Origin of the sequence: Spiroplasma apis B31, assembly GCF_000500935.1 — a bacterium.
Taxonomy (GTDB): Bacteria; Bacillota_I; Bacilli_A; order Mycoplasmatales; family Mycoplasmataceae; genus Spiroplasma_A; species Spiroplasma_A apis.
The window spans coordinates 147617-166615 of sequence record NC_022998.1; the positions used below are offsets into that span (position 1 = coordinate 147617).

The 18999-nt window shown below is 28.7% G+C and carries 10 protein-coding genes; 9 read left to right on the top strand and 1 reads right to left on the bottom strand.

The genetic code is table 4. The features are described from left to right. Positions 1–170 precede the first annotated feature (170 nt). The 9 genes from mgtA to SAPIS_RS00735 all read left to right on the top strand — a co-directional run bounded on the left by mgtA (position 171) and on the right by SAPIS_RS00735 (position 18039). Positions 171–2876, top strand: coding sequence for a magnesium-translocating P-type ATPase (gene mgtA / locus SAPIS_RS00695; RefSeq protein WP_023788906.1), 2706 nt, complete (start codon positions 171–173; stop codon positions 2874–2876). A gap of 72 nt (positions 2877–2948) precedes the next feature. Next, on the top strand, positions 2949–5369 hold the full coding sequence (gene leuS, locus SAPIS_RS00700) for a leucine--tRNA ligase (protein ID WP_023788907.1): 2421 nt from the start codon (positions 2949–2951) through the stop codon (positions 5367–5369). 276 nt (positions 5370–5645) lie between these two features. Next, on the top strand, positions 5646–9485 hold the full coding sequence (locus SAPIS_RS00705) for an AAA domain-containing protein (RefSeq protein ID WP_023788908.1): 3840 nt from the start codon (positions 5646–5648) through the stop codon (positions 9483–9485). Between the two features lie 13 nt (positions 9486–9498). Beyond that, positions 9499–11766 (top strand): hypothetical protein, encoded by a 2268-nt coding sequence (locus SAPIS_RS00710; protein WP_023788909.1) that lies wholly within the window; start codon positions 9499–9501, stop codon positions 11764–11766. Position 11767: 1 nt separating this feature from the next. After that, positions 11768–12856, top strand: a complete 1089-nt coding sequence (locus SAPIS_RS00715; protein WP_023788910.1) for a hypothetical protein — start codon at positions 11768–11770, stop codon at positions 12854–12856. Positions 12857–12864: 8 nt separating this feature from the next. Then, positions 12865–14676, top strand: coding sequence for an AAA family ATPase (locus tag SAPIS_RS00720; RefSeq protein WP_023788911.1), 1812 nt, complete (start codon positions 12865–12867; stop codon positions 14674–14676). Continuing rightward, a complete protein-coding gene (locus tag SAPIS_RS00725) occupies positions 14663–15259 on the top strand; it encodes a 4Fe-4S single cluster domain-containing protein (RefSeq protein ID WP_023788912.1) in 597 nt (198 codons plus the stop codon). The genes SAPIS_RS00720 and SAPIS_RS00725 overlap by 14 nt, the downstream gene beginning before the upstream one ends. Positions 15260–15347: 88 nt before the next feature. Further along, complete coding sequence (locus SAPIS_RS05145) at positions 15348–15995, top strand: nitroreductase family protein (protein WP_023788913.1); 648 nt, start codon at positions 15348–15350, stop codon at positions 15993–15995. 172 nt (positions 15996–16167) lie between these two features. Further along, positions 16168–18039, top strand: coding sequence for a hypothetical protein (locus SAPIS_RS00735; protein WP_023788914.1), 1872 nt, complete (start codon positions 16168–16170; stop codon positions 18037–18039). A 63-nt stretch (positions 18040–18102) separates the two neighbouring features. Here SAPIS_RS00735 and SAPIS_RS00740 read toward each other — a convergent pair whose 3' ends face one another. Further along, a complete protein-coding gene (locus tag SAPIS_RS00740; protein WP_023788915.1) occupies positions 18103–18948 on the bottom strand; it encodes a bifunctional 5,10-methylenetetrahydrofolate dehydrogenase/5,10-methenyltetrahydrofolate cyclohydrolase in 846 nt (281 codons plus the stop codon). Positions 18949–18999 lie beyond the last annotated feature (51 nt).

Consider the following 18999-nt stretch of genomic DNA (forward strand, 5'->3'; position numbering starts at 1 on the left):
TTTATATTAAGATAAGTTATAATTAATAAGCATTAGAAAGAGGTGGTAATATGAGCATTCCTTCCGCCAAAATGGAACTTATCAATAAAAATAGAAATAAAGGGAGTGCCATATTATGCACCAATTTTTCAGTAGTATAAAACGAGCACTCTCTTTAAAGGAGAGAGGTTATGAAAAACGAAATTAAAAATAATAATAAAAAAAATACAGCTAAAAATATGAGCAATGAACTAGCTGTTTTCTCAAATGTATCTTCTAAAGAGGTTTTAAAAAAGTTTAACATTTCAAGATTTGGTTTAAATGACGACGAAGTTGAAGAACTTGCAACTAAATATGGGGAAAACAAACTTGATGCTAAACGTTTTAATGTTTTCAACGCATTTGTTAAATCTTTTTTAAGCCCTTTTAACTTAATTTTAATAGTTATTGACTCGTTTAGCTTTTATCAATATTTTTCAGATAGTGGGTCAGAAATATTCGATCTTTTCGGAGCTTTATTGGTACTATTTATGATTGTTCTAAGTGGAACAATCACATTTTTTCAAGAAGTTAGATCATTTCTTGTCATTAAAAAAATGAAATACGATAGTAAGCAAACATGTAAAGTAATAAGAAATACAGAGTTTAATGTGCAAACAATTGATAATGCCAACTCTATCAAGTTGATCAAAGAAGCACATAATATCATTACAGAAGAACTTGTCCCTGGTGATTTGATTTATCTATCAAACGGTGACTTAATACCAGCAGATGTAAGAATTGTTTGATCTAATAACTTATATCTTAATCAAGCTGCATTAACAGGAGAATCATTTCCTGTGCAAAAAAAAGATACAAATATCAACACAAATTATTTGGAGTATGAAAATATTTGTTATACAGGAACAGATGTAGTTTCAGGTTCAGCATTAGCGATCGTTGTGGCGACAGCAAAAAACACATACTTTTCTACAATAAATGACAAAATAACAGAAAAAAGACCAAAGAGTTCATTTGATAAAGGTATTCGTAAAATAACATTTTTATTGATTGCTTTTATGCTTGCAGTTACTCCAATTGTTTTATTAGTTTTTGGTCTAAGACCTATTGGAGATGGCAAATGATTAAATGCAGCATTATTCTCTTTATCGATAGCAGTTGGACTTACTCCAGAAATGTTACCCATTATTGTTACCTCAAATCTTACTAGAGGTTACTCTAAAATCAAAAAACACAATGTTTTAGTTAAAAACTTAAATGCTGTACAAAACATGGGTGCCATTGATATACTTTGTACCGATAAAACAGGTACTATAACAAATGGTGAAATCATATTGGAAAAAGTATTGGATGTTACAAATCAACGTAATGAAAAATTAAATAGAATTTTGTATTTAAATAGCTACTTCCAATCTGGATTTCAAAATCCAACAGATAATGCTGTATTATTATCAAACTTAATCGATAAACCCAATGTTGAAGAGTATGTTAAAGAATGAGAAGTTCCATTTGACTTTAAAAGAAAAATGTTATCTGTAATTCTTTCTAAAAAAGAACAAAAGGAAATATTCACTAAGGGCGCAATTGAAGAAGTTTTAAAAATTTGTGACAGAATAGCTGTGAATGGTGTAATTGAACCATTAACAGATGATTACAGAGAAAAAATAGTAAGTAAAGCAAAGGCTTTAAATGAAGATGGATTTAGAGTTATAGGTGTAGCTCACAATGAGTTAGAGGACGAAGACATAGAAGAAGATTTGATATTTTATGGTTTCGCTACTTTCTTCGATGAACCAAAAACCACTTCAAAAAAAATTATAAAAAACTTAAAAAATAAAGGAATCGATGCAAAAGTTCTTACTGGTGATAGTGAAGTTATCACAAGAGCAATTTGTAAAAAGGTCGACTTTAAAATAACAAAACTTTTCTCTGGAAAAGAAATTGAAGAAATGAATGAATCTCAACTTGCTAAGGCGGCACGAGAAGGAAACGTTTTCGTCAAACTGAGTCCTTTACACAAGTCTATGATAATCAAAGCATTAAAAGATCAAGGTCACGTAGTTGGTTTCATGGGTGATGGGATAAATGATGCGCCTGTTCTTAGAGAGTCTGATGTTGCAATATCATTTGCAAATGCTTCAAACATTGCTCAAGATGCAGCAGACATCATATTGATGGATGACTCTTTATTACCAATAGAAATAGCAGTTCATGAAGGAAGAGTTTCGCTAGCTAACATTCTAAAATACATAAAAGTTACAATTGCTTCAAATTTTGGAAATGTTCTAAGTGTATTGGTGGCATTATTCATAACTGTTGTTTCACCAATGCAACCAATTCACTTACTTCTTCAAAATCTTTTATATGATATAGTTATGTTTGCATTTATTTTTGATAAAGTAGACAAAAAGTTTACTGATAATCCACGACCACTTAGAACAAAAAATATCATATGGTTTACTTTAATAAACGGTCCGGTAAGTTCTATATTTGATATACTAACGTTCATTGTTTTACTTTACGGATTCCAAAGTTATATTGGAATAAAACCTGGAATAAATGTTGACCCAGATAGTTTTGATGCCAGCTCTACTAGTCGCTTTAATGCATCTTGGTTCGTAGTCGGTTTAATGACGCAAACTGCAGTTATGCAAATGTATCGAACAGAGAAATTACCATTTATTCAATCGAATGCATCATGACAAGTGAATGCATCTACAATATTTGTTTGTGGTATGGCTATATTAGTCCCATACTCACCAATAAATAGACTTGTTAAAATGGAACAACCACCATTGGTATTTTTACCGGTTGCTTTGTCATTTGTCTTATGTTACATAATGCTAGCACAATTGGTAAAAACACTTTATATAAAAAGATTTAAAGAATGATTATAACAAAAGCACCTATTGGTGTTTTTTCTATTGTAAAATACAATTAGATTTAATTTATAGATATAGAGGTAAAAAATGGAATACTCACATAAAAAAATAGAAAAAAAATGACAAAAGTTCTGAGAAGATAATCAAACATATGTAACGACAAATCATAATGATAAAAAAGCTTACATTTTAGATATGTTTCCTTATCCTAGTGGTTCAGGATTACATGTTGGACATCCCAAAGGTTATACAGCTACTGATGCATTTGCTCGCTTAAGAAGACTACAAGGTTATGATGTATTACATCCAATCGGTTGAGACGCTTTTGGTTTACCTGCAGAACAATATGCATTGAAGACAGGAAATGATCCAAGAGAATTTACAGAAAAAAATATTATAATATTTAGAAATCAATTGAAAAAATTAGGTTTTAGTTACGATTATAATAAAGAAGTTAATACTAGTCATCCAAACTATTATAAGGTTACCCAATGAATCTTCCAACAATTATATAAAAAGGGCCTAGCAGAGATTAAAGATGCAAATGTAAACTGATGTGAAGGCCTTGGAACTGTTCTTGCTAATGAAGAAGTATTATTAGAGAACGGTAAGATGATATCTGAAGTTGGCGGATTTGAAGTAGTCAAAAGACCTATGAAGCAATGAGTTCTAAAAATAACCAAGTATGCTGATAGGCTACTTGAAGGCCTAGACGAATTGGATTGACCGAATTCAGTAAAAGAATTACAAAAAAATTGAATAGGAAAATCTAATGGAACAATAATAAATTTCCCTGTGGTTGGTTTGAACAAAACAATATCTGTATTTACAACAAGAGCAGACACTATTTTTGGTGTTTCGTATATTGTTTTAGCTCCTGAAAATAAAATAGTTTTAGATGTAACAACAGATGATAACTTAGAAATAGTTCAAGATTACATCAAAAGCACTCAAATGAAAACTGATGTGGAAAGACAAGATGATTCAAAAGAAAAAAATGGTGTCTTTACAGGAAGTTACGCAATAAACCCTATTACAAAAGAAAATGTTCCAATCTGAATAGCTGATTATGTGTTGAACGATTATGCAACAGGTTCAGTAATGGCAGTTCCTGCCCATGATGAGAGAGACTGAAAATTTGCAACAAAATATGATTTACCTATTAAATTTGTTTTAGAGACTAAGGATATGTCTAAACCTTTTGTTGGCGAGTCTATTCATATTAACTCGGAATTTTTAAATGGAATGAACAGAATCAAGGCACTTGAATGCATAAATGAAAAAATAACAAATCAAAACATGGGAACTCTAACAACTAACTATAAATTGCGAGATTGATTATTTTCTAGACAAAGATTTTATGGAGAACCTTTTCCTTTAGTATTTTTGGAAAATGGTGATGTTGCATTGATTGACGAAAAAGATTTACCTTTAACACTTCCTAAGACAGATTATATTAAACCTTCTAAAACGGGTGAGTCACCATTGGCAAATCTGAGTGAATGAGTTAATATAGAGTACAATGGAATGAAAGCTAAACGAGAGACAAATACAATGCCTCAATGAGCTGGTTCTTGTTGATACTATTTGGCATACATTTTAACTTCTAGTCCAAATAACCTAGTGGATATTACTAGTGAAGAAGCTATGAATTTATTTAAAAAATGATTACCTGTAGATCTTTACATTGGTGGACAAGAACATGCAGTACTTCACTTACTTTACGCTAGATTTTGACATCAAGTATTATTCGACCTAAATATAGTACCAACTAAAGAACCTTTTCATAAACTTATTAATCAAGGTATGATCTTGGCCGATAATGGCGAAAAGATGAGTAAATCGAAAGGAAATGTCATCAATCCAGACGATATTATTGAATCTCATGGTGCAGATACATTAAGACTTTATGAATTATTTATGGGGCCACTTGAAGCTTCCTTACCTTGAAGTTTCAAAGGCTTAGATGGTTCTAGAAAGTGATTAGATAGAGTTTATCGTATGATAGAAAAAGTGGTTTTAGTAGATAACCACGAAAATCAGAATTTAGATTTCGTATATAATGATGTTGTTAAAAAGGTCACACAAATGGTTGAAGAATGCAAATTCAACACTGCTATCTCGCAACTGATGGTGTTTGTTAATGCGGTTTATAAAGAAGAAAAACCCGTCTATAAGAAGTATGTAGAAGGGTTCTTGATTATGTTATCTCTATTTGCTCCTCATTTAGCTGAAGAGTTATGGGAAAAAATCGGGAATTCACCATCTGTGTGTTTGCAAAAATGACCAACATATGATGAGACCAAACTTGTATCATCAACAGTTGTGATTGCAATACAAGTCAATGGTAAACTTAAAACTACAATGGAGGTTTCTAAAGGAACTGCAAAAGATGAAGTTCTAAAAAGAGCAAAAGAATTAGAACAAGTTGCTAAAAACCTAAACGGGAAAACTATTTTAAAAGAAATAGTAGTTTTAGATAAAATAGTTAACTTCGTAATTAAATAAAAAAGAGTAATAAAAGTTAAAACAAACACATTTAGAAAAACACCTTTGTGGTGTTTTTTCTTTTCTGAGTTTTATAATTAACGAAATAACAGGATAAATACTTTGTTGTATAACTGCTTTTATATTAAAATACTTTGCGATCATTTATTTTTTTTATATAAACTAGAAAATACTCTCCCGCACTAAAACCTGTGAAATTTGTTATTTTTTTTGGCATAAAGATAATTAAACTCAAGGTGTTATAATTTATTTATATATTTAATTCGAGGTTAGATTATGCAAAATATGATAAAGAATAATGAAAATAAAGAGATATTTTTAGACTTTTCTTTTATGCAAAATGTACGCTTTAAAGAAAATCACAGCTCCTTGGATGAGATTATTGAAAAGCTTGAAATACAAAATGTAAAAACATATCAAGAGTTTTTATCTTTCTTGCGTAATTCAATAATGAAACAAGGTTTTATTTGTTTAGTGAATGATACTACAAGAAAAGTAAACTCAAAATCAAATGAAGATTATGTTTATGATGCGATAATCAGAATGGAACTAAATACAACTAGTCAAGAAAAGTTACCTAAGGAAACATACCTAGGTTTTTTTGTAAATATTAATCCAAAGGCACCTGTATTAACTATAACTTCTATATTTCAAACTAGACTTTCAAATAAAGCCCAAGACTTTGAAACTACAATCGACGAAGCATCGATAGAACTCATAAAATATAAAAACCAGTTTCAAACAGATGAACTACTAAGAAGGAATTTGTTAAACTCTAGCACTATAGAAAATATAGGTGTACTTGTTTCCAAGTTTATCGAAACTAAAAATAAATGATCAAATTATTTAAATTTCTTGACTGATTTATTAAGCGTTCAAAGAAAAGTGGCACTTCCATTTTTAAATTTAAGTTGAAGTAGAGTTGTTAAAGTTGAGAAAAAAGAATTTACTGATGACCTAAATTCTTTCATAGTATCTAAAACGAAAAACAAAAATTATTTTTATTTAAGTTTAGATTCTATGACGTTACTTGAGAATAAAAATATTTATTTTGATGTGGTTGATCTTGTTACAATAGATTTATTAACAAATAATTTAGATAAAGTGAATAATTTTAAAGTTATGGAAAGTTTAGCTCTTATACCCTTGGTTAATAATAGAGCTCTTCCTTCTTTGTCAGAGTTTCAAAGAGACCCAGAAGTTTTGTTTGATTTCGAGTTAGATAAAAATAAGGATAGTAAGGAACTTCTTTCGCTCTCAGAGTTGGTTGCAATAGATGAAAAACAAATAAATTTTGTTTCCTATTGAGAAGAAAAGCAAAATATTTTTTTAGGCACAAGAAAAGATTTGAAAAGTATTCTAACTAAGCATGCAAATAAATTATCTGAGTGATTTGTTTTAAAAGTAACTTTTGAAACTGATTATTTTATAGAGACTACAAACATTAATGAGAAAAACATTATTGATACATACAAAACAGGTTATTTAGCTTACTCTGGTGTAGGAGAAGAGGTTTTAATTGAGAGAAGTAAACAAGTATTAAAAAGAATAGCAGAGGGAAATACCAAGAACCCTTACTTGATAAATTACTTGTTTAACACAAAATTATTAGAGCTAACAGAGAGTACTAATTTACAAGAATTAGAAAATTACAAATATGAGCTTAACCAAGAACAAAAAGAAGCTGTTAACAAAGCCTTAAACTCTAAAGATGTTTTCATTTTACAAGGTCCGCCAGGTACTGGTAAAACCCAAGTTATATGTGAAATAATTTATCAATTATCCCAAAAAAATAGAAAAGTTTTGATTTCAAGTCAAAATCATGAAGCTATTAAGAATGTAGTTGATCGCCTGCCATATGAACCAAATGTGAATAGATTAAGACTTACTAATAGATTAAATACTTCATCTAAGGCGCAAAATAATTTCTCCCCAGAGAGAGTTGTGTACAACTATTATAAATCTATAGCAAACTCAGTTTTTGAATACTTGAGAACAGAAAGTTTCTCGATCGAAGAATTTAATAATACTATTATGGAGTTGGAAAAACTTATAAATAATAGTAAAGGTTTTCACCAATTAAATAATAGTATAAGAGCCTTAGATATAGAAATTACTACAATGAAATCTAATGTGCAAACATTTAAGTCTAAACGTAATGACTTGTTTAGAAAAAAAGATAAACTAAAAGATGAATTATTAAATTTAAAAAATTTTATAGAATTGCTGAGCACAAAAGATTTTAGTATGGCAATTGTAATAAGTGATAAATTAAAAAGTTTATATGAAATGAAGTATCAAAACTTATTCGATGACTTTAAGTGAAATAATAATTTAAGCTTTATGATTAGCGAGAATTTTGTTAGAACTTTAGAAAACATTTGTGAAGAAGTTTTATTTAGTAATGACATCTATAAAGAGATTGCAGCATTAAAAAGAGACATATACCAAAATAAAAAAATGGGTAATTTAGAGAATGTTTTAAAATTAGAAAGTCAGATATCCACACTTGAGAAAACTTTGGATGAAGTATCGTTAATAAAAGAATTTAATAACTTTCTTTTCTCCTTGAGCAAAGATTTAGATTTCTTAAAAACAGATCTAGAACATGAACTGTATGAAGTTGAATATTCTTTGGCTGATGATAGTATCATAAACAATCAAGAAGTTGAAATAAACAATTTAGAAGTAAAACTTCAAAAACTATATAAGTCACGAACTGAGAATAATAAAGAACTCACAAGTTTATTGAAAAAAATAAATAACAAGTTCAACTTGAACCTAGATTTAAAAAATATCGATTTAGAAGAAATTCTTAGAGAAGAGTTGAATAGTTTTTCTAGTGAGTTGGAAGCAAAACAAAGTAAAAGAGAAGAACTGAATGAGTTTTATTCCTTGATAACAAGTTATCTTAAAGATAATTACAAGATAGAAGATGATTTTGACAGTGAAGTGGCAACAAATAACTTTACAGTACAAATGATACAAGAATCAAAAAAATATATGCCTACGCTTATTAAAAATATTATAAATGTTTATGCGATGACTCTTACCTCATCAAACCTTTTCAAGTTTAATAAAAACGAGCAGGCAAATAAGTTAGGATTAGAAGAAATTAGTTTAAAGTCAATAGATGTGGATGTTGTTATTATTGATGAAGCTTCAAAAGCAACTTTATTAGAAATACTTATGCCATTAATTTATGGGAAAACATTAATACTTGTAGGTGATTATAAACAGTTACCTCCAATTTTTAAACTTCAACCAAGTGATGTTAAAACAGTTAATGAGCAACTGGGAAAAGATTACGATTATTATGAGTTGATGGAATTACTAGATCAATCCGCATTTAAAAACTTAGTTGGTGTTAATAAAAAAGAAATTACTACTCTATTAAGAACACAATATAGAAGTCATCGTAAAATTATGGATATTGTTAATAAATTTTATGACGGCTTTCTTAAAGTAGAACAAAATGTTAGTGACCAAAAAGAACACAATCTTATAGTACTGGGTAATAAAAACAAAGAGATTATTAATCAAAATAGCTCTGTGTATTGAATAGACTCAACATATGATGAAAATGATGAAATATTCTTTGAACAGAGAGAAGATAATTCAACAAGTATTTATAATGACTTAGAAGTTGAAATAACCATTAACATGGTATCTAAACTAAATGAGTCTGTTAAAAATTTATCTCTAGATAAAAAACCAACACTAGCAATAATTAGTTTTTATGGTTTACATGTTAAAAAAATAAAAAACAAATTACGAAATCACAAGTTTAAAAATATAGAAATTGTTGTAAATACAGTCGATGATTTTCAAGGGAAAGAGGCAGACTACGTAATAGTTAATATTGTCCGTAATCCTGCCAAGTTATCATCAAAGAGTGGCAGAGAGTTTTTAAAAAAATATGAGCGTATAAATGTCGCCTTTAGTAGAGCGCGAGAGCTTTTAATTATCGTTGGTTCAAAAAGAGCGGTTAATGATATCACAGTTAAAATACCGAAAACTTCAGACCCTAATATCATAAACACACACGAAATATACTCATCAATAATAGACAAAATTGAATATGATGGAAGTTTTTTAACTTTAAAAGATATTTAAGAAGGAGGATAAGATGGTTTTTGAAAAAATTGAAATTTTATATAACAAGAAAGTTTTACAACTAAAAATCAAGTACTCAGAAATAAGAAAACCAACTTTTCCTGAATTTGTGATTTTAGCAACTTTGATTACTCATCCGAATAAGAATCTCTCCATAAGAGAAATTCTTGAAAGAGACCTAAAGATAACAAACGCATATATTTTTGAACGAGCGCTTAAAGATTTAATTGACTTTGATATTGTTGAAACAAATAAGTCAAATGACATTTGAAGTATCTTAGATATGGATTTAAAAACCAAAGATATGTGGGTAAACGAAAAAATAAAAGAAAACTTTTTAAAAAAAATATACAGTATTTCACAATATAATAAATACCAAGATTTTAAACTTAGTTTTGATCCTATTAAAAAAACTTATGAAAGAATTAGGGAAGTCAATTGAGATAAAAGAGTTTCAGGTGTTAAGTATAGTAGCTTAATCGAAGTAACAGAAAAACCTAACTTTTTTTATAACAATCATTTCTTAGAAGATGAAGCTATTGAGTTTATGGAAAAGAACAAAGAATTATTTGGTGAAAACTCTAAATTCATTCAGGTTGAACTTAAAGGTAAAAATGATACATTAGATCCTACATTTGTAGAACAAAATATTGATAATGTGCAAAAAGCAGTAGAAGGAAAACTTATAATAGAAAACAATTGATTCAAAATTGAGACAAAAGAAAAAGTTATAGATAACTATCTTAAAAATAATGATGTTGCTCAGGTAGAAATAGCTAAGGGAGTTTTGAAAAAGTATACAAATAAATTGAAAGAGATTTTTATTCCCAAAACAAATGTTGGTATAGAAGGCACACATTATGACAATTTCTTTTCTTTGAATGATATTTCTAATCACTATAATTGGTCACTTCTACTAATTAATGGTGAAGATATTTACTCAGTTGACAAACTTCTTAAAACTAAAGAGGTAACATCATGTTCGGACACTATAATTATTTACAATTCTAAAATTAACAATAAATTGCTAGAAGTTTCAAACAACAAAAATATTGTTTATTTTGAAAACATGAATAATGAGTTTTTAAATGAGAGCTCATTGATTTATGTTGACTCTGAAAACAAAGTTAAAGCATATACTTTGTTAGATAAATATTTGAATTACTTAGATTTCAAGACACCGGTTTTAGTTGAAAGTAAAAAATTAAAAGTTTTAAATTTAGATACTACTTTCAAAGACTCTTTTGTAAAAACACTAGAAAACTATCGTTGAGAACTAACACAAAAAGTTTTTACCAATTCTGAGCTGATTTACACAGTGTCAAAAAAACTTGGTTTGGAGTTAGAACTTCAAAAAGTTCTTATCGCTTTTTTAAAGGAATGTTTAAAAAGTAATAATGATATAAAGGAGATCAAAACAAGTTATGTTTTTGAAAATGACTCAGAAGGAATAAACTTTTTTGAAAAGTGCTTGTGTAAATGTATCATAGAGCTTACTAATGACGACACTAGTTTTAATACATTGGAGTGAATTGAAAACTACAGTTTCAAAAAGTCTAAAAACCTATTTAGAGTATTGCAATCATTCTATAAAAATACTTCAATAGAAAATATATTTTTGATTAACTCTATTTTAGAAAAAAATAACTTCGATGGCTGGTTGGAAAATCATAATGATTCGCTAGTAAATTTGTTATTGTATGCAAAAGATAATCTAAAAAAAGACTTAGTCGATGAAAATATGTTTGACTCTAAAACATGGCAACAGCATTCATTGTTGATAAACAAAGTAGGTGAGTTACTAAAAGATTTATATAACAATAACCTTGAAGAGGTTGAAGTTAACTACGAAAGCATCCTGAAAATAATTAGGGTTGTAACTAAAGAAAACTTAAGTATGCAAAACTACAGTTCATATTTACAGGCCTTGGCGCTTTTATTGAACGAATTATACCCTTATTATTATGATGTAAAAAGAAAAGCATTGAGTGTAGAGGACCATGATACAATAAACTATAAAGTTCAGCTATTAGCAGGAAATTATTTAAGCAAATGCGAAAAGGTTTTAGATTCGAATATTAAAGAAAACATATCTAGCTTTCCAATAGAGTTGAAACTAGCATGAAACAAGTATGTCGAAAATACAGATACAAAAAAAGAAAAATGAATTAATAAAAACGAAACAAATATATTTAAAGCATTATGTATTATATTTGGTAAACAAAAAAACTTTAATAAGAAAGATCTGGACCATTATCAACAAGTCTTTGGAGGAAATTAATATGAGTATGTCAGCACAACAAGTATTACTTAATTGTAAAAAACATTTTGAGTTAATCAAAAAAGATTTAAAACTTTTACTAAGTTACATAAAAGAAGAAATAGAGAAGTGCAAAATGATTGACGCCTCAAATTTTCATCAAGAGGAGATTAATAAACTATATAAGGAAGTAGAAAAAGAACTTTTAGATATGAGCATTGCAGATGAAATGGCTAAGGAAGTTCAAAAAGACGAACACATAGCAATAGAACAATATAATAAAATTAATAATTATTTAGAAAGAAAAAGAGAAACTATTGCAGATTTAAAAACTAAAGTTTTTATTTATAAAAAAGATATTGTCAATACAGAACAAAAGTTTATTTCCAATGCCCTTATAAATAAGAGTTATGCTAGTTTTCAAGAACTTGTACAAGGAATTATTCAAAGCCAAGTATCGACAGATGATAAGATACTTGTAAAAAAGTTTCTAATAGATAACGAAGTTAGATTAATAAATTTACCTAAAAACGATGTTATAGAGGAAGCTAAAAACTACATTTTTAATCAAAAACAAAAACCAGAGTACATTATTAATGATGTTGTAAAAAGTTCGATTGAATATATTAAAGATGAAGAAGGTATGGAAGATTATCTTAAAGATGAAGTCTCAACTTTTAAAGAAGTTACGAATGAACAAAACTTATTCAAAAACGTTAAAAGTTATTTTATAAACGCATCTAAGAGTACAGAGAGTGAGTTAGTAAGAAGAGACAACGTAATAAAAATAGTGAATGCAATAAGAAGCATAGGATACGTAGTCAATCCCGAGAATATCATTAATAAAAAAGAAAAAAATGTCATCTTCATTCATGGGGAAAAACCATCTGGTGAGACTGCTGACTTTGCAGTAAGATTGGATGGAAGCTTCATATATAACTATGAAGGCTTTGAAAATCACGATCATGATGAAGATGCAAACGACTTTATGAAAAAGTTGAAAGAGTTTGGTTTGTCCTCAAGTGAGGCTTATAAAAAAGTATACAGAGAGCCAAAATATGTGGCAGATGTAAAAAAACTTCATAAAAAGAAGTACAATTCAAGTAAGTAGGTGTAAATATGAGTGTTAAAAAACAGTTGGAACAATTAAAAAATATTATAGGGATAAAAAAAGTCATCATATTAGAGGGAAATGTTGACGATATTTATGAGTTGGAAGGTAGATATGTAAATGTCCATGAGTACTTAAAAACAGTATTCAATGAGAAAAATTTCTCTGACATATTCATTTATGACACAAACTCTGGTCTAAGAGGAAGCAAAATGAGCTCATTGATATTGACAAATGAAGATAAGAAAGCGGCTTCCAATACAAGTTATAATGAGTTTGAAGAACTTTTTGAAAACAATAAACAAACAGATGATAGTTCTTCAGAAGTGAGAAAGCCAATCGATTTTTTTAAAGTGTTGAATAAAAACTTGAATAGGGAAGATGATAAAACAATCGGTTTCATTGCCGACTACACTAACTTTGTTTTTAATGAACAATCAATGGATATCGAAGATCGATTTGTCCTAACGGAGTTCTCTAAAACTTTAAAAGAGTTTAAGTTTGTTATATCAAGAATAGATGAGTTAACAAGTTGTGTTATATTTATCACAAAAAAAATTAATCAACTTCCGCCAAGTTTTTATTTAGACAATCCAGAAATTTTAATAAGTACTTTACCAAAGCCTAGTAGAGAAGAACGCAAACAGTTTTTAAGTACTGTAAAAGTTAGAATATCATTAATTGATGTCAATGAAGAGTTTGAAAATATAGTAGATGCTACAGAGGGATGAACAATCAAAGAGTTGTCTCACTTTGTAAAATTTACTTGCAATTTCAGACAAACGCTAACATTTGCTAATATGATGAACATATATAAATATGGTGACAAGGTATCTCCTTGGGAAGAATTGAATTATGAGAAAATGTTATCTATCAAAAGTGAGTTGAGCAAACGAGTTATAGGACAAGATGACGCAATTGAAAAAGTTACCAGAGTTATTTACAAAGCTTTCACCGGTTTAACTGGAATAACTTACTCTGCTAGTCGTTCAAAACCTAAGGGAACGTTATTTTTTGTGGGTCCAACAGGTACGGGTAAGACTGAGTTAGCGAAAGCAATAACAAAGTTTTTATTTAATGATGAAGCTAACTTAATTAGATTTGATATGTCTGAGTATGGCCAAGACAACGCAGATCAAAAGTTGATAGGAGCGCCCCCTGGATATGTTGGGTTTGAAGGTGGTGGACAGCTAACAAATGCTGTTAAAGAAAAGCCTTTTAGTGTAGTTTTATTTGATGAGATTGAAAAAGCTAGTCCTAAAATTTTTGATAAGTTTTTACAAATCCTTGAGGATGGTAGACTTACAGATAACACTGGACAAACTATAAGTTTTAGTGAAACATTTATAATATTCACATCAAATATAGGTGCAGCAGACGTATCACCAAATCAGAGCAAAGAGGAAATATTTAAAGACTTCATCAAAAAAGTACACAATCATTTCACAAACGAGTTAAATAGACCCGAGTTATTAGGGAGATTTGGAAATAACATCGTTCCATTCAACTTTATTAAAGATGTTTCAATGAAAGCGGCAATTATAAAACAAAAAATTAGACCACTTCAGATGGCTATATATGAAAAATACAAAGTGGAGCTTCACATAGATCTTTCAAATCCAACAATATTATCAATTTTGTTAAAAGATGCAGATGAAAGAAGAGGTGGGCGTGATGTGGTTAACTCTTTAGAATCAAACCTTGTCGACCCTCTCTCAGAGTTTATTTTTGAGAATTTACCTTCAATGAAACCGGGAAGTAAAATAAAAACAATTGATACTACCAATAAATTAGGTTTCCAATTTTATGGCGAATATTAATGTAGGCAAATTTTTAATGAACAGTGATATTGAGGGACCAGGAACAAGATTTGTTTTATGATTTCAAGGATGTAACATTGGGTGTAATGGTTGTTCCAATCAAGAACTTTTACCATTAGAACCAAAGTTTTTCATGCCTACAAGTTATATTTTTGAAAAGATTGTTGAAGCCAAAGAAAAATTTAATATAGAAGGAGTAACCTTAATCGGAGGCGAACCCTTCTTACAACCCGACGGTCTAAAAGAAATAGTAGACTTTTGTTACAACAAAGATTTAACTGTAATATGTTTCACTGGTTATATATACGAGAAACTTTTAGAGGAACACCAAGATATTCTCTCGAAAATAGATATTTTAATTGATGGGCCATTCATTATGAAACTTTTAGATAGAAAAAGAAGACTTATAGGAAGTAAAAATCAAAGAGTTCATAAATTATCGGAGAAATACAAAAATTGTGATTATTTTGAGCAACCACACTCTGAGGTTGAAATTCAACTTTATAATAATAGGCTAGCTATAAATGGCGATGGAGTTGTATTTGATGATGAAAATGGCAAGTTTAATTTTAAAATCGAGTAATACATAACTAAAAAAGTTATACTTTATAAGTACCTAACCAGGTATAAATTTATTAATATTATTTAAGTTTAAATTATAGGAGATTGTTATGACAAAAAGTTTAGAATTTGTATCAAAAAGAAGATCAGCTAAAAAGTTCATAGAAAATTATAATTTATCAGACACAGAAATTAATGAAATATTAGAATCAATTAGAATGGCACCAACTTCTTTTGGAATGGAACCTTTTAGGGTAATTTACCTAGAAAATAAAGAGATTAGAGATGAATTATTTGAGACATGATGAAATCAAATAGGAGTAAATAAATCGTCAGCTCTGTTGTTATGATACATTCCTACTAACGAAGTTATAATCAATAAATGAATTGATGAACAAAACAACAGAAATATACCAGATGGTTTTGAACACATAAAAACCTATCGTAAAAGTGGTTTGGATTTAGTTTTAAAAACACACAGTTTAGATGTTGGTGAGTGAGCGGCAAGACAAGTATATTTAAGTCTTGGTGTATTATTAAATACAGTGCAAGAACTAAATCTTGACATTTGTCCGTCAGAAGGCTTTGATCCAAAAAAAGCTGAGGCTGTACTGGAAAAAAATGGTTTAATTGATCTCTCTAAAGAAAGATTGGTCTTGGGTGCGTTTCTTGGTAAAGTTGATAAATCAAAAGAAAACCATCACGCGTTTGAAAAGATAAGAAGACCCTTGACTGAAATGTCTAAAATAATTAAATAATAAGATTCACAAGGGTAATAGCTCTTGTTTTTTAATTGGAGTACCTCAATGCGCAATATATCTATATAATTAATTAGAGTTAGGGGATAATGATTATGCATTTTATTTACAAAAGTATGAATGATTTTAACTCCAAGAGCCTTTTTTTAATTTATTAAAGAAAGGAGAACTTATGAATTCACAAACTAAAAAAACACAAGCTATTATTAAAATTTGTGTAATTGCACTAATTAGTGCCTTAAGTGTTTGTTTAAATATTTTTTTTGTTTGAGTTCCTGGCTTAGATTTCGGTTTATTTGTAGTTGTACTTTGTTGTTTGGTTTTTACTTGAGAATCATCTCTAACAATAAGTTTGGCAATAAGCTTTTTGATGTTTTTTATAAAACCAACCATCATTGAAGGTCTAGCATATTTAGCAACTAATATTACCGTTTGACTTGTAATGTTAGTAATAAGAAAACAAAGTTTCAAATATAGGATAATAATTTATATTGCTTTTTTAGTCTTTTCAACATTCAACGATTTCTATATTTTGTTTTTTTGAACGGCAATAACAGATTGAAAAAATGGTATGGCAATTTACTTGGCACGTGTTGTTCACATACATGTAATGTTTGCACTTTATTGTTTTTTACCGATTATTTTTCTCAAGAGAGTAGAAAAACTATTCAACAAGTTACTCGGTAAAAATGATTTCTTATTTAATAAGAATTTTAAGCAGTACACAGAAGATAAGGAGAATATAATAAACATGAAATATTATGATGATAAAAAATACTATATAATTCAAATGCTATCTTTAATAGTTTCATTAATGTTGATGGTGAACTTTTTGGCATTCATACCTTATAAAATTGTAGTTTCATTTAATATACATTATTTAGCAGCGATCTTAATTGTGCCGGTGTTGATGTTAATAATTACACCGAATTGAATGAAACTTAAGAAAAAAGTCGGGAACAAGAATTTGTTACAATTTAATAGTTTTGGATTATTGATTGCAACAGTTGTTACTACTCTGGCTTTCTCTTTTAGCAATAATATCGTGGCCCATATTTTGCTTTTTTTAGGATTAATTCTTTTTGGAATATTCATTGCAGGATTTGTGCCAATTAATATAGAAATGATTAAAAGCCATGATTTAAGAAATGGTAACGCCCACATTACAAATAAAATTACAAGCCTTACAATTTTTTGGACTATTCCTATACCGTTCATAATAAACGAATATTCAAAAAATACTTTTAATGTTATCTTTCTAGGTATGTTGGCAGTAACTATAATAATTTTGTTATTTACAAATAAAAACATAATGGATAAAGGTAATGTTCTGGATGTAGATAAAAGCCAATTTAAATCTTTAAAATCTAATAAGATATTCTTTATATCTATATTCTCTCAAAACTTATTTGTAGGTATCATTAAGTTTCTTGAAATTGCATTATGTTTATTCTTTTTTGTACGATTAGAAAACAAAGAATTATATTACTCTTTCAATGAGAGTAATACATATATCTATCTTGTATTAGGTTTTCTTTCTAAGTTTATTGCTCAAGCAATACTTAGACAAGTCAGCTTAAAAGAAAAATATCATAGTCAACTCAACATGATTGGAATGTTATTAATAGTTTTTGGGTTTATGTCTCTTTTTGCTTATATATTAGCTTATAAGTTTCTAGGTTTTAATAATCCAAATACTCTTTATTATGCTCTTTTAATTGCTGTACAGTTTCTTTTTGGTGCAGGTTATATTCTTATAGAAAGAACAAAAGCAAGTTATTATAAAACATTAGTGAGTAAAGATGAATTTAAAATGGCTATGATTATAGATCATGTTCTTGGTAATGCGTTTTTTTCACTGCTAGTAAATATTTTATTTTTAATAACAATGGTTTTCTTGAGTCCAACAATATTTAAGTTTATCTTAATATTAGGAGTTGTATTCTCAATGACATTAATTTCTATGATTGTTAATGTTGCCATTAGGCACAAAAACAAAACAAAAGTTATGAATGAGGAACACAAAATTATAAATAAAATCTAAAAAAACAACACAAAAACAAAACCCCTTATTGCTTTATAAGGGGTTTTGTTATATATATATTAATTATTTTAGTTTATTCAAGTATAAGTTCACTAAATTTTCAAGTAAACAAACTATTGTCATCGGACCGACTCCACCAGGAACAGGTGTGATTAAACTAACCTTGCTTATAACATCATCGAAATTTACATCTCCACAATATTTACCTTGAACAAAATTTGCACCCACATCTATAACAATGCTATCTTTTTTTACAAAATCTTTTGTTACCAAACCAGGGGAACCTGCGGCACTTACTAATATATCTGCTTTTGAGCATATTTCGCTAAGATTTTTAGTCTTTGTATTACAAATCGTTACAGTTGCAGATTCGTTTATAAGTATATTTGCTAAAGGTTTACCCACAATGTTGCTTCTTCCAATTATTACAACATTAGAACCTACCAAGTTAACTTTTTTCCATTTTAGTAACTTCAATATTCCTGATGGTGTTGCAGGAAATATATTGGTATTATTTAAAATTAGACTTCCCATGCTATTTGGAGTAAAACCATCAGCATCCTTAGTTGGTGAAATTAAATTGTTTATTTTGCTTCCATCAATATGATTGGGCAGTGGTAGTTGCACAATAATCCCATCAACTTCATCATCATCGTTCAAATTGCTTATTTTTTTACTCAAAGCTTCTTGGTTTATATTTTCTTCTAATCTAAGGTGTCGCCCTATAATTCCCACAGTTTCGCAAGCCTTTAATTTATTTTTTATGTATTTGTTACTTGCTAAATTATTTCCGACTTGAACAATCACTAAAACTGGGGGTCTTTGTAAACAACATTTTTCAATTTTGCTCTTCAAATTACTTAAAAGTTCCAATGATAGTTGTTTACCATCAATTATTTTGTTATCCATATTTAATTCCTGACTCTTTGCTTTCCAATACATATTATAATAAAAAAAATA